Annotated in this window: 14 protein-coding genes; all 14 read left to right on the top strand. The window is 73.6% G+C overall.

Translation table 11 applies throughout. From position 1 onward, the window contains the following. Window positions 1-40 precede the first annotated feature (40 nt). The 14 genes from SNE206_RS18430 to hypF all read left to right on the top strand — a co-directional run bounded on the left by SNE206_RS18430 (window position 41) and on the right by hypF (window position 13,475). On the top strand, window positions 41-1,330 hold the full coding sequence (locus SNE206_RS18430; protein ID WP_407914488.1) for an amidohydrolase family protein: 1,290 nt from the start codon (window positions 41-43) through the stop codon (window positions 1,328-1,330). A gap of 212 nt (window positions 1,331-1,542) precedes the next feature. After that, on the top strand, window positions 1,543-2,100 hold the full coding sequence (locus tag SNE206_RS18425; protein WP_407914487.1) for a DUF1097 domain-containing protein: 558 nt from the start codon (window positions 1,543-1,545) through the stop codon (window positions 2,098-2,100). Further along, complete coding sequence (gene hpxZ, locus SNE206_RS18420) at window positions 2,097-2,501, top strand: oxalurate catabolism protein HpxZ (RefSeq protein ID WP_407914486.1); 405 nt, start codon at window positions 2,097-2,099, stop codon at window positions 2,499-2,501. The genes SNE206_RS18425 and hpxZ overlap by 4 nt, the downstream gene beginning before the upstream one ends. Before the next feature lie 551 nt (window positions 2,502-3,052). Then, entirely contained in the window at window positions 3,053-4,132 is a 1,080-nt protein-coding gene (locus tag SNE206_RS18415) for a hydrogenase expression protein HypE (RefSeq protein ID WP_407914485.1), read from the top strand. A gap of 84 nt (window positions 4,133-4,216) precedes the next feature. After that, on the top strand, window positions 4,217-6,001 hold the full coding sequence (locus tag SNE206_RS18410) for a nickel-dependent hydrogenase large subunit (protein ID WP_407914484.1): 1,785 nt from the start codon (window positions 4,217-4,219) through the stop codon (window positions 5,999-6,001). Continuing rightward, window positions 5,998-6,462 carry a hypothetical protein gene (locus tag SNE206_RS18405; protein ID WP_407914483.1) on the top strand — a complete coding sequence of 155 codons (465 nt, stop codon included), beginning with the start codon at window positions 5,998-6,000 and terminating at the stop codon, window positions 6,460-6,462. The genes SNE206_RS18410 and SNE206_RS18405 overlap by 4 nt, the downstream gene beginning before the upstream one ends. Further along, a complete protein-coding gene (locus SNE206_RS18400; protein ID WP_407914482.1) occupies window positions 6,459-7,106 on the top strand; it encodes a DUF5947 family protein in 648 nt (215 codons plus the stop codon). Before SNE206_RS18405 ends, SNE206_RS18400 begins: the two co-directional genes overlap by 4 nt. Beyond that, on the top strand, window positions 7,103-7,843 hold the full coding sequence (locus SNE206_RS18395; protein WP_407914481.1) for a DUF6084 family protein: 741 nt from the start codon (window positions 7,103-7,105) through the stop codon (window positions 7,841-7,843). Before SNE206_RS18400 ends, SNE206_RS18395 begins: the two co-directional genes overlap by 4 nt. Continuing rightward, entirely contained in the window at window positions 7,840-9,210 is a 1,371-nt protein-coding gene (locus SNE206_RS18390; protein ID WP_407914480.1) for a hypothetical protein, read from the top strand. The genes SNE206_RS18395 and SNE206_RS18390 overlap by 4 nt, the downstream gene beginning before the upstream one ends. Further along, window positions 9,207-9,740 carry a hydrogenase maturation protease gene (locus tag SNE206_RS18385; RefSeq protein WP_407914479.1) on the top strand — a complete coding sequence of 178 codons (534 nt, stop codon included), beginning with the start codon at window positions 9,207-9,209 and terminating at the stop codon, window positions 9,738-9,740. The genes SNE206_RS18390 and SNE206_RS18385 overlap by 4 nt, the downstream gene beginning before the upstream one ends. Beyond that, window positions 9,725-9,826: a DUF6893 family small protein gene (locus tag SNE206_RS18380; protein ID WP_407914478.1), complete on the top strand. Its 102-nt coding sequence runs from the start codon at window positions 9,725-9,727 to the stop codon at window positions 9,824-9,826. The genes SNE206_RS18385 and SNE206_RS18380 overlap by 16 nt, the downstream gene beginning before the upstream one ends. Before the next feature lie 138 nt (window positions 9,827-9,964). Continuing rightward, the gene (hypA, locus tag SNE206_RS18375; protein ID WP_407914477.1) at window positions 9,965-10,336 is read left to right on the top strand and encodes a hydrogenase maturation nickel metallochaperone HypA; all 372 of its coding nucleotides are present in this window, start codon (window positions 9,965-9,967) and stop codon (window positions 10,334-10,336) included. Window positions 10,337-10,341: 5 nt separating this feature from the next. Beyond that, window positions 10,342-11,151 carry a hydrogenase nickel incorporation protein HypB gene (gene hypB / locus SNE206_RS18370; protein WP_407914476.1) on the top strand — a complete coding sequence of 270 codons (810 nt, stop codon included), beginning with the start codon at window positions 10,342-10,344 and terminating at the stop codon, window positions 11,149-11,151. Further along, on the top strand, window positions 11,148-13,475 hold the full coding sequence (gene hypF / locus SNE206_RS18365) for a carbamoyltransferase HypF (RefSeq protein WP_407914475.1): 2,328 nt from the start codon (window positions 11,148-11,150) through the stop codon (window positions 13,473-13,475). Before hypB ends, hypF begins: the two co-directional genes overlap by 4 nt. Window positions 13,476-13,482: the final 7 nt, after the last annotated feature.

Raw genomic sequence — 13,482 nt, 5'->3', positions numbered from 1 at the left:
CCCTCTCCCCCGGCGCCCCGCCCCGGAGGGATCCGCCTGTATGCACGCTCGCCGCCTGCCCGACCTCGTCCTGCCCGACCTCGTCCTGCGCGACGCCCGGATCGCCGACCACGCCGAGCCCGTCGACATCCACCTGGGCAACGGCCTGATCCGCTCGATCGGCAGCCGGTCCGCCGCGGCACCGGGCGCCGAAACCCTCGACTGCGCAGGGCGCGTGGTGATACCCGGCCTCATCGAATCCCACCTGCACCTCGACAAGGCCCTGCTCGACCGTGAACGGCCCAACCCCGACGGCTCGCTGGCCGGGGCGATCGCGGTCACCGGGGAACTCAAGCGTTCCTTCACCGCGCAGGCCGTCCGCGAACGCGCCAGGAGCGTCATCGAGCAGGCGGTGACCCACGGCACCACCCTGATCCGTGCCCACCCCGACGTCGACCCGATCATCGGCCTGCTGGCCCTCGACGTCGTGCTGGAGCTGCGCGAGGAGTACCGCGACGTGGTGGACCTCCAGGTGGTGGCCTTCCCGCAGGAGGGGGTGCTGCGCGCCGAGGGCACCCTCGGCCTGCTGCGCGAGGCGCTGCGCCGCGGTGCCGACGTCGTCGGCGGCTGCACCTACAACGAGGCGGACGTCGCGGACTGCCGGCGCCAGGTCGACCTGGTGCTCGATCTGGCCGTCGAGTTCGGCGTGCCCGCCGACCTGCACGCCGACTTCGCGGACGACACCGCCGATCCGCGGTTCGCCATGGCGGAGTACATCGCCGGGGCGGTGGTACGGCGGGGCTTGCAGGGCCGGGTCGCGCTCGGCCACATGACCTCCCTGGCCGGCCGGCCGCCCTCGGAGCGACGGGAGGTGCTCGCCGCCCTGGCGTCGGCCGGGGTGGCGGTCGTCCCGCTGCCCGCCACCGACCTGCACCTCAACGGCCGGGCCGACCAGGTGAACACGCGGCGCGGCGTCGCCCCCGTCCGCGAGCTGTGGGAGTCCGGGGTGACGTGCGCGTACTCCTCGAACAACATCCGCAACGCGTTCACCCCGTACGGCAACGCCGACCTGCTCGACATCGGGCTCCTGCTCGCCCAGACCGGCCACCTGACCGGGCCGGACGACCTCGCCCGGGTGCTCGCGATGGCCACCACCGAGGCGGCCCGGGTGGTCGGCGTGGCCGACCGGTACGGCCTCCGGCCGGGTGCCGCGGCCGACCTGGTGGTACTGGACACCCTGAACGTGCACGACGTCCTGCTGGACCGTCCGGTGCGCACCGCGGTCATCAAGGGCGGCCGGGTGGTCGCCCGTTCGACCCGGAGCACCGAGCTGTTGTTCCGCACGGCCTGACCCGATCCGGGCCGTCCTCCCCCACCGACTCGCTCCCCCGGCGATGCACTCGCCCACCGACTCGCTCCCCCGGCGATGCACTCGCCCACCGATGCACTCCCTCACCGATGCACTCCCTCACAGACTCACTTGCCCACCGACTCACTCCCTCACCGATGCACTCGCCCACCGACTCACTCCCCACGTCACTCCCCTCCCCCACGGAGTCCCCCATGCGTGAACGGATCCCCCACGAGATCGCGGCGTCCGTCCTGGCCGCCTCCACCGCCTTCATCGGCGGCACCGCCCTCGACCTCCCGCCCTGGGCGATCTTCATCTCCTGGGCCGCGACCTTCCTCGCGGGCGGCCCGAGCCTGCCGGTGGCCCGGCGGCTGTGGGTGGCCATGCCGGCGGGGTCGTTCTTCGCCCTGGTGATCGTGCTGGTGATGCAGCAGGTCGGCGGCCTGGTGTCCGGGCAGCTCGCCCGGGACGCCGTGCTGGCCGCCGTCATCCTGGTGGTCAACACCGTTCTGATGTACACCGGCCGGCTGCGGATGTTCTCCCTCGTGCCCGGCATGTTCCTCGGGTTCGCCTCGTACTTCGCGACGTTCTTCGGCGGTTTCGGCTTCCGTGCCGGCGACCCGTGGGCGGCCTGGCTGTCGGTGGTGGCGATGAACGCGCTCGGCCCGGTCTTCGCCCACCTGGCGGGCCGGCTGACGTTCCCCGTCGGCGGGCGTGCGGCTGCGGCCGCCGACGGCGACGCCCCGCTCGGTGCGGCGGCCGCCCGGTGAGCGGGGCCACGGAGCCGGCGGGACTCGTCGTCGACGACCCGGCCGTGCATGCGGAGGTCCGTGCGGCGTTCGCCCGCTACGAGCGCGCCCTCACCTCGAACGACGTCGCCGTGCTGGACGAGCTGTTCCTCGACGCCCCGCACACCGTGCGGTTCGGGGCCGACGAGGAGCTCTTCGGATATGCGGAGATCGCCGCGTTCCGCCGGGCCCGCCCGGCGGCCGGGCTCGACCGCACTCCCGAGCGCGTGGCGGTCACGACGTACGGCGACGCGTTCGCCGTGACCTCCCTGACCTTCCGCCGGGAGGGCGTGCCGGGGGTGGGCCGCCAGTCCCAGACCTGGGTGCGGATGCCCGGGGTGGGCTGGCGGATCGTCTCGGCGCACGTCTCCCGGCGCACCTGACGCGCTGCCCGGCGACGGGTGGGGCTGCGGCGGGCGGGGCTGCGGCGGGCGGCGGACGCCACCCGGCAGGGTACGGCGGGGTACGGCAGGACCGTCAGCGGTCGACCACGACGACGATCTTGCCCCGCCGCGCAGGCCTGAGGTGATGAACGCCCCGGCCACCCGGCCACCCGGGCCCGACCCCTGACCGGCCCCCTGGGCGCAGCTGCGCCCAGGCCGACCGCCCACGACGGCCGGCCACCGCCCGCGCAGCCGGTCGGGTGACTCCCCGGGCGGTGTTGCGCCGTCCGGCCCCTCCTCTGCGTCACCATCGGCTGGGACGCACCCGCGGTGTCCGGTCGGTGGCGTCCGATCGGCGGCGTCCGATCGGCGGTGTCCGCCCCCGGACGCCGGACGCCCGGCGGCCTGCACCGGCCGGGCTCCGGGGCTGCCACGGCCGGCCGGCCGGTCGCCGGTTCGGACCAATCCGGAAGCCGCCCCGACCGGAGGACTGCTAGGAAGTCAGAGAGTCCGTTTCATCGGTCTCGTCCCTTTTGCAAGGAGGCATCCTCATGGATGCTGCAGCAACGACCGCCGATACCGGCGGCACCCCAGGCGCTGTGGAGACGCCACCCGTCCACATCCTGTGGATCAACGCCGGCCTCAGCTGTGACGGCGACTCCGTCTCGCTCACCGCGGCCATGCAGCCGAGCATCGAGGAGATCGTCACGGGCGCCCTCCCGGGCCTGCCCAAGATCGCCGTCCACTGGCCGCTGATCGACTTCGAGTGCGGGCCCGTGCAGGGCGCCGACAACTTCGTCGAGTGGTTCTTCAAGGCGGACCGCGGCGAACTCGACCCGTTCGTCCTCGTGGTCGAGGGCTCCATCCCGAACGAGCGCATCAAGCCCGAGGGCTACTGGTGCGGCTTCGGCGACGACCCCGAGACCGGCCAGCCGATCACCACCAGCGAGTGGCTCGACCGGCTGACTCCCAAGGCCACCGCCGTGGTGGCGATCGGCACGTGTGCGACCTACGGCGGCATCCACGCCATGGCGGGCAACCCGACCGGCGCGATGGGCGTGCCCGACTACCTGGGCTGGGACTGGACGTCCAAGGCCGGGCTGCCGATCGTCTGCGTGCCCGGCTGTCCGATCCAGCCGGACAACTTCGCCGAGACGCTGACGTACCTGCTGTACCAGCTGGCGGGTTCGGCACCGATGATCCCGCTGGACGACAAGCTGCGCCCGGCCTGGCTGTTCGGCGCGACGGTGCACGAGGGCTGCGACCGCGGCGGCTACTACGAGCAGGGCCAGTTCGCGTCCGAGTACGGCACGCCGGAGTGCCTCGTACGGCTCGGCTGCTGGGGCCCGGTCGTCAAGTGCAACGTCGCCAAGCGCGGCTGGATCAACGGCGTCGGCGGCTGCCCCAACGTGGGCGGCATCTGCATCGCCTGCACGATGCCGGGCTTCCCCGACAAGTTCATGCCGTTCATGGACGCCCCGCCCGGCTCCACCGTCTCCACCGCCGCGAGTTCGGCGTACGGCACGCTCATCCGCCGGCTCCGCTCGATCACGCTGAAGACCGTGGACAAGGAGCCCAGGTGGCGCAAGACCGGCCGCAAGGTGACGACGGGCTACCGGCCGCCCTGGTGATCCTCCGCGAGGCCGCCCGCCGTGCGCGGGCGGCCTCGTGCCGCCCCCTCCCGCTTCCCCCCGCAGAAGGGCACGACAGAGACGATGACGCAGACGACGAAGGCAGCCGGCGACGGCAGCGGCCTGGTGGAGATGTCCTGGGATCCGATCACCCGGATCGTGGGCAGCCTGGGCATCCACACGAAGATCGACTTCAAGCAGAAGCGGGTCGCGGAGTGCTACAGCACCTCGTCCGTCTTCCGCGGCTACAGCGTGTTCATGCGCGGCAAGGACCCGCGCGACGCGCACTTCATCACCAGCCGCATCTGCGGCATCTGCGGCGACAACCACGCGACCTGTTCGGTGTACGCGCAGAACATGGCGTACGGGGTCAAGCCGCCGCACCTGGGCGAGTGGATCATCAACCTCGGCGAGGCCGCCGAGTACATGTTCGACCACAACATCTTCCAGGAGAACCTGGTCGGGGTCGACTACTGCGAGAAGATGGTCCGCGAGACCAACCCGGGCGTGCTGGAGCGGGCCGAGCGCACCGAGGCACCGCACGCCGCCGACCACGGGTACCGGACGATCGCCGACATCATGCGCTCGCTCAACCCGATCGAGGGCGAGTTCTACCGCGAGGCGCTGCAGGTCAGCCGCTACACCCGCGAGATGTTCTGCCTGATGGAGGGCCGCCACGTGCACCCCTCCACGCTCTACCCGGGCGGTGTCGGCACCGTCGCCTCCGTGCAGCTGTTCACCGACTACCTGACCCGGCTCATGCGGTACGTGGAGTTCATGAAGAAGGTCGTGCCGCTGCACGACGACCTCTTCGACTTCTTCTACGAGGCCCTGCCCGGGTACGAGGAGGTCGGCCGCCGCCGCATCATGCTCGGCTGCTGGGGCGCGCTCAACGACCCCGACCACTGCGACTTCACCTACGCCAACATGACCGACTGGGGCCGGCGGATGTTCGTCACGCCCGGCATCGTCGTCGACGGCAAGCTCGTCACCAACGACCTGACCGAGATCAACCTCGGCATCCGCATCCTCCTGGGCAGCTCGTACTACCAGGACTGGGAGGGGCAGGAGCAGTTCGTCACCCACGACCCGCTCGGCAACCCCGTCGACCCGCGGCACCCGTGGAACCAGCACACCATCCCCGCGCCGCAGAAGCGGAACTTCGACGACAAGTACAGCTGGGTGATGTCGCCGCGCTGGTTCGACGGCAAGGACCACCTCGCCCTCGACACCGGCGGCGGCCCGATCGCCCGCCTCTGGTCGACCGCCCTCTCCGGGCTCGTCGACATCGGCTACGTCAAGGCCACCGGCCACAGCGTGCAGATCAACCTCCCCCGCTCGATGACCAAGCCCGAGGTCACCTTCGAGTGGAAGATCCCCCAGTGGTCCAACGCCCTGGAGCGCAACCGCGCCCGCACCTACTTCCAGGCGTACGCGGCCGCCGTGGCCCTGCACTTCGCGGAGAAGGCGCTGGAGGAGGTGCGCGCCGGACGCAGCCAGACCTGGGAGAAGTTCGAGGTGCCGGACGAGTCCATCGGCTGCGGCTTCACCGAGGCCGTCCGCGGCGTGCTCTCGCACCACATGGTGATCCGCGACGGCAAGATCGCCAACTACCACCCGTACCCGCCGACCCCGTGGAACGCGAGCGTCCGCGACACCTACGGCACACCCGGCCCGTACGAGGACGCCGTGCAGAACACCCCGATCTTCGAGGAGAACTCCCCGGAGAACTTCAAGGGCATCGACATCATGCGCGCCGTCCGCAGCTTCGATCCCTGCCTCCCCTGCGGCGTGCACATGTACGTCGGCGGCGGGAAGACCGTGCAGAAGATGCACGTCCCCACCGGCCTGAGCGGACTCGGCGGATGAGCGCCGAACAGACCGGTCTGCGCGTGCAGGAGTGCCTGGACCAGCTGGCCGGCGCCGGACAGGGCGAGGCCGCCGAGGAACTCGTCCGGCTGCTCATGGACTTCTACACCGGCGGGCTGGAGCGGATGGCCGCCTTCCTGCCGCCGCAGGCGCTCGGCGAGCCGCTCGTGTCGGGGCTGCTCGTGCTGCACGACCTGCACCCGGAGAGCGTCGAGACCCGGATCGGCCGCGCGCTGGAGAACGAAACCGGCTGGCAGGTCGAGGAGTTCGACGCCGCGACGGGCAGCCTGCGGCTGCGCGGCGAGGACTCCGGCGGCGGCTGCGGCTGCGGCGGCGCCCAGGCCGAGGAACGGCTGGAGGAGGCGCTGGCCTGCTTCGCCCCCGAGGTGACCGCCCTCCACCTGGAACGGCGCCCCGCGCTGCTGCAGATCGGCACCCGGCCGGTGGCGGTGGAGCGGTGAGCACACGCCAGATCGACCGGCCCGGCACCGCACTGCTGCGGAGGCTCCGCGAGCCCGCCCCGCCGCAGCCCGAGGCCTGCGCCTTCTGCGGCCAGCGCCTGCCCGGCGGCCACCGGCACCTGGTGGACGTCGAGGAGCGCTCGCTCGCCTGCGCCTGCACCGCCTGCGGCCTGCTCTTCCACCAGGACGGCGCGGCCGGCGGCCGCTACCGCCCGGTGCCCGACCGCTACCTCGTCGACCCGGAGCACAGCGTCACCGACGCCGTGTGGGACTCGCTGCGGATCCCGGTCAGCACGGTGTTCTTCCTCCGCAACGCGGCACAGGAACGGCCGATCGCGCTGTACCCCAGCCCGGCCGGCGCGACCGAGAGCGAACTCGACGAGGACGACTGGCAGGCCGTGCTCGGCGGCAGCCCGCTCGCCGCCCTGCTCGAACCGGACGTCGAAGCCCTCCTCCTGCGCCGCTCCGAAGGGCACAACCGGGCCTACCTGGTGCCGGTCGACGCCTGCTACGAACTCGTCGGCCGGATGCGCCTGCACTGGCAGGGCTTCGACGGCGGCGCCGAGGCCCGCGCCGAACTCGACGCCTACTTCGACCGGTTGGACGCCCGGGCCCGGCCGGTCGGCACGGGCGGTGCGCCGTGACCGGACTCGACTTCCGGTGCACCGGTGTACGCGCCGACGGCTACGCTGCGGGCCCCACCCTGGTGTTCCGGCTCCGCATCACCGCCGAACCCGGCCTGCAGGTGCACGCGCTGGCCCTCCGCTGCCAGCTCCGCATCGAACCCGCCCGACGGCGCTACAACGACACCGAGACGGAACGGCTGGGCGACCTCTTCGGGGAACCCGCCCGCTGGGGCACCTCGCTCAACCCGATCCAGTTCGCCCAGGTGCCCCTGATGGTCACCGGGTTCACCGGGGAGACCGAGGTCGACCTGCCGGTGCCCTGCTCGTACGACCTGGAGGTCGCCGCCGGGCGCTACCCGCACGCGCTGGAGGACGGCGAGGTGCCGCTGCTCATGCTCTTCTCCGGCACCGCGTTCTCCGGTCCGTCCGGCTTCCAGGTCAGCCCGGTGCCGTGGGACCGCGAGGCCACCTGCCGCCTCCCCGTACAGGTCTGGCGGGACATGATGGAGCAGCACTTCCCCGGCAGCGGCTGGCTGCGGCTGCGCCGCGACACCCTGGACGCGCTGCTGGCCCACCGGTCGCGGCACGCGCTGCCGTCCTGGGAGGCCACCGTGCAGTCGCTGCTCGACACCGCCGCACCGGCCGCCTCCGCCGCCACGCCCGCTGCCGCGCCTTCCCCTGCTCCGGCCCCGGGCCCGGCTCCGGCTCCCGCTCCGGCCGAGCTCGCCGGCACGGCCGACGGAGGTGCGCGGTGAGCGACTTCACGACCGCCCGCAGGATCGCCGACGCGGTGCTGTTCGAGGGCTACGTGCTGTACCCCTACCGGGCGTCCGCGGCGAAGAACCGGCTGCGCTGGCAGTTCGGCGTGCTCGTGCCGCCCGCGTACGGCGAGGACGAGGGCGAGCACGCGTTCCAGCAGACCGAGATGCTCGTGGAACCCCGGCAGGGCTCGGTGCTCTCCGGCGAGCTGCGCTTCCTCCGCGCCCAGCGGCGCACCGTCAAACAGGCCGACCCGCAGGGCGGCTTCGTCGAGGTCGACTCGCTGGAACTCCCCGACCGGGTGCTGGTGCCCTGGGACGAGGGCGTCGAGGACACCGTCACCTTCTCCGTACCGGTCGACCGGCTGCTCGCGGAAGGGCTGACCGTGCCCTTCCACCGGCCCGCCCGGGACGAGCAGGAGGCGGTCTCCGCCGGCGGAGGCCCGCCGGTCGGCCGGCTGAGCCGGCGCTGCGAACGGCTCGACGGCCTGGTGCGCGTCACCGCCGAGGAACTGCCCGGCCCCTACCGGGTGCTGCGCCTCACCGCCGTGGTGGAGAACATCACCGAATGGGTGCCGCCCGCCGACGCGGACCGGGAGTCCGCACTGCGGCACTCGCTCGTCTCCGCGCACCTGCTGCTCGGCCTGGACGGCGGTTCCTTCGTCTCCATGACCGACCCCCCGCAGTGGGCCGCACCCCGGATCGCGCACTGCCGGAACCTGCACACCTGGCCCGTGCTGGCCGGCGAACCCGGCCGCTCGGACGTCGTGCTCTCCTCGCCGATCATCCTGGAGGACCACCCGCAGATCGCCCCGGAGAGCCCCGGCGCGCTCTACGACGCCACGGAGATCGACGAGATCCTCGCCCTGCGCACCGCGACCCTCACCGACCAGGAGAAGCGGGAGGCCCGCGGCACGGACGAGCGGGCCGGCGCCGTCATCGACCTCGCCGACTCCATGCCGCCGGAGGTCATGGAACGGCTGCACGGCGCCGTCCGGGCCCTCCGCGACATCACCGACCCTGCACCGACCGCCGCCGACCCGTTCGCCGCACCGGACACCCCCTGGTGGGATCCGGGCCGGGACGCCGAGGTCGACCCCGGCACCGACCGGGTCGTGGTCGACGGGCGGTCCGTCGGCGCGGGCAGCCGCGTCCGGCTGAAGCCCGGCCTGCGGCGCACCGACGCCCAGGACATCTTCCTGCACGGCCGGGAGGCCCTGGTCGAGGCGGTGCTCCACGACGTGGACGGCTCCGTGCACGTGGCGGTCACCGTCGACGGCGACCCCGGGGCCGATCTCTGGCGGGCCCAGGGCAGGTACCGGTACTTCCAGACGGACGAGATCACCCCGCTGGAGGAGTCGTGAAGGACATCCTGGTGGCCGGGGTCGGCAACATCTTCCTCGGCGACGACGGCTTCGGCGTCGAGACCGTCCGCCGGCTCACCGAACGGCCGCTGCCCGACGGCGTGGAGGTCGTCGACTTCGGCGTACGCGGCGTCCACCTCGCCTACCAACTCCTCGACGGCTACCGCGTGCTGGTGCTCGTGGACGCCACCGAACGGGGCGGCGAGCCCGGCACCGTCTACCTGATCGAGGCCGACCACGAGCCGGCCGAGGCCCCCACCGGGGCACCCGCCGTCGACGGACACCGCATGGGCCCCGACGCCGTGCTCGCCCTGCTCGGCGCGCTCGCCGCCGGCACCGGCGGACGGCCCCCGGAGCGGGTGCTGGTCGTCGGCTGCGAACCGGCGGCGCTGGACGAGGGCATGGGCCTCAGCGCACCGGTCGCCCAGGCCGTCGACCCCGCCGTGGAACTGCTCCTGCGGGTCATCGAAGAGAACCGGAAGCCCGGCGAACGGGCGGACAGGAAGGCGTCACCATGTGGAAGTTCGTGATCGGCACCGCCGCGGCGGCGGCGGCCGTCGTGGTCCTGGCCAACCTGGGGGACCTCCGGCGGTACCTGCGCATCTCCCGGATGTGAGGGCGGCCGGGCGCCCCCCGCGCCCGGCGCTACTGCAAATGGCTTGGCCTCCGGTGCGGCGGCGGCGCGGCTTCGGACCCGCGCCACCGCCGCACCCTGTACTGGACCCGCTGTGGACCCTCCCCGGGAGTGAGGCCGATGCACGAGATGTCCATCGCGGCGGCCGTCGTGGAGCAGGTGGCGCAGGCCGCCCGTGAACACGGCGCCGGCGCCGTACGGCGCGTACGGCTGCAGGTCGGCGAACTCGCCGGCGTGGTGCCGGAGGCACTGGCCTTCAGCTTCGAACTGGCCTGCACCGACACGGTCGTGGCCGGCGCGGAGCTGATCACCGAGACGGTCCCGGCCCGCGCCCGCTGCACCGGGTGCGCCACCGAATGGGCCGTCGGCATGCCACCCGATCTCACCTGCCCCCGCTGCACCACCGGACAGGTCGACCTGCTGTCCGGCCGGGAGCTGCAGATCATCGGCGCCGAGTGGGACGACCACCCGGCCTACGTCCAGGAGGGCTGAACGCCATGTGCCGCATGCTCGATCTCCACCAGGCCGTGCTCGCCAGGAACGACGCCGACGCGCAGCAGCTGCGCGCCGAACTCGCCGCCCGCGGCACGGTCGCGGTCAACCTGCTCTCCAGTCCGGGCAGCGGCAAGACCGCGCTGCTGGAGACCGAACTCTCCCTCGCCACCGAACGCGGCATCCCCGTCGCGGCGCTCACCGCCGACCTCGCCACCGAGAACGACGCGCTACGGCTCGCGCGTTCGGGAGCCCCGGTCAAGCAGGTGCTCACCGACGGGCTCTGCCACCTGGAGACGGACATGCTCCGCGGGCACCTCGCCGGCTGGCTGCCGGACGACACCCGGCTGCTCTTCGTCGAGAACGTCGGCAACCTGGTCTGCCCGGCCTCGTACGACCTCGGCGAGTCGCTGCGGGTGGCTCTGGCGTCGGTCACGGAGGGCGAGGACAAGCCGCTCAAGTACCCGACGGCCTTCGGGCTGGCGCACCTGGTGGTGGTCACCAAGACCGACCTCGCGGAGGCGGTCGACTTCGACCGTGCGGGGTTCCTCGCCAACGTCGCCCGGGTCAACCCCGGTGTGGAGGTCGTCTTCACCTCCGTCCGGACCGGGCAGGGCCAGGGGGTGCTGCTGGACCGGGCGCTCGCGGTGCTCGACGGCGGGCCCGTGCACCGGCCCGTCATGGCCGCCGCACCGTCCCACCACGGACACGACCACGGGCCTGAGGGGCACGGCGCAGGGGACGGCCACACGCACGGGCACGGGCCGCACGTCCACGGGCCGCACGAGCACGGCACGGTGGGCAGCCTGTCGTGACGACGGGCCGGACCGCGACCGCACCGCAACGCCGGCGGCTCGCCGTCCACGGCGTCGTCCAGGGCGTCGGCTTCCGCCCGTTCGTCTTCGCCCTGGCCACGGAACTCGGCCTCGCCGGGCACGTCACCAACACCGGCGAAGGCGTGCTGGCCGAGATCGAGGGCCCGGCCGACGCCCTCGACGCGTTCTGCCGCCGCGTGCGGACCGACGCCCCACCGCTCGCCGAGGTCGCCGGGGTCTCGCACGAGCCCCTCGCCGCCACCGGCGCCGCCGGATTCACCATCGCCCCCTCGCTGGCCACCGGTCCGCGCCGCAGCGCCATCCCCCCGGACGTGGCCACCTGCGACGACTGCCTGGCCGAACTCGCCGACCCGGGCGACCGCCGGTACCGCCACCCCTTCATCACGTGCACCAACTGCGGGCCGCGCTTCACGATCGTCACCGCGCTGCCCTACGACCGGGCCAACACCACGATGGCGGGCTTCCCGCTGTGCCCGCAGTGCACTCGCGAGTACACCGACCCGGCCGACCGGCGCTTCCACGCGCAGCCGCTGAGCTGTCACGCCTGCGGCCCCACCCTGTCGTTCACCGAGCCGGGCCGGGCCGCGCGCGCCGGCGAGGCCGCCCTCGCACGGGCCCGGCGGATGCTCGCCGACGGCGCGATCCTCGCCGTCAAGGGCATCGGCGGCTACCACCTCGTCTGCGACGCCGCCGACCCGCACGCCGTGACCGAGCTGCGCCGGCGCAAGAACCGCGGCGACAAGCCGTTCGCCGTGACGGCCGCCGACCTCGCCGCCCTGCACCCGCTGCAGCCCGACGCCGACGAACGGGCGGCCCTCACCTCCCCCGCGCGGCCGATCGTGCTGCTGCGCGCCACCGCGGGCGGCCGGGCGCCGGTGGCCGACGCGGTCGCCCCTCGCAGCCCCGACCTCGGCGTGATGCTGCCGTACACGCCGCTGCACCGGCTGCTGTTCGGCCTGCCGGGCGATCCGCCGGGGCCACGGCTGCTCGTCACGACCAGCGCCAACCGCTCCGGGGAACCCATCGTCACCGACGACCGCGAGGCCCTGGACCGCCTCGCCCCGCTCGTCGACGGCTGGCTCGCGCACGACCGGGCGATCCGGGTGCCGTGCGACGACTCGGTCGTCCGCGTCGTCGACGGCGACCTGCTGACCCTGCGCCGCTCCCGCGGGTACGCCCCGCTGCCGCTGGCCCTGCCGGTCCCCGTGCGCCCGGCGCTCGCCGTCGGCGGCGACCTCAAGAACACCTTCGCGCTCGGCCGCGACCGCCAGGCGTGGCTGTCGGCGCACATCGGCGACATGGACGACCTCGCCACCCTGCGCGCCTTCGGGTCGGCGGCGGAACACCTGGGCGCCGTCACCGGCACCCGGCCCGAACTCCTCGCCGCCGACCGGCATCCCGGCTACCGCTCGGTCGGCGCGGCCGTCCGGATCGCCGCCGGACGACCGCTGCACCGCGTGCAGCACCACCACGCGCACGTCTGCTCCGCCATGGCCGAACACGGCCTGGACGGAAGCAGCCCGGTGCTCGGGATCGCCTTCGACGGCTCGGGCCACGGCGACGACGGGGCCGTCTGGGGCGGCGAGCTGCTGCTCGCCGACTACGCCGGCGCCCGCCGCCTCGCCCACCTGCGCTACGCACAACTGCCGGGCGGCGACGCCGGGGTGGAGCGACCGTACCGGATGGCGCTGGCCCACCTGCACGCGGCGGGCATCGCCCGGTCGGACGACCTGCCGTGCGTACAGGCCTGCGGCGACGGCGAGTCGGCGGTGCTGGAGCAGCAACTGGCCCGCGGGGTGAACTGCGTGCCGACCTCCAGCATGGGCCGGCTCTTCGACGCGGTCTCCTCGCTCGCCGGGATCTGCCACCGGGCCGGCTACGAGGCGCAGGCCGCGATCGAGCTGGAGGCAGCCGCCGCCGGGTACGGCCCGGTGCCGCCGTCCGACCGCTACACCTTCGAACTGCGCACGGGCGACGGTCCGTCGATCGCCGATCCGGGGCCCGTGCTCGCCGCGGTCGCGGCCGACGTCCGGGGCGGCGCACCGGCCGGGGCGGTCGCGGCGCGGTTCCATGCGGCGGTCGCCGACCTGGTGCACCGGATGTGCGGCGCGGCCCGGGCGGAGCACGGCATCGCCACGGTCGCCCTGACCGGCGGCGTGTTCGCGAACGCCCTGCTCTCCTCGGCCTGCGCGCAGGCCCTGGCGGCGGACGGATTCACCGTGCTGCGGCACCACCGGGTGCCGCCGAACGACGGAGGGCTGGCGCTCGGCCAGCTGATGGTGGCCGCGCGGGCGGCCCGCTGAGAGGAGA

The organism is Kitasatospora sp. NE20-6 (assembly GCF_045862635.1).
This window is presented reverse-complemented; position numbering and strand designations above follow the sequence as displayed.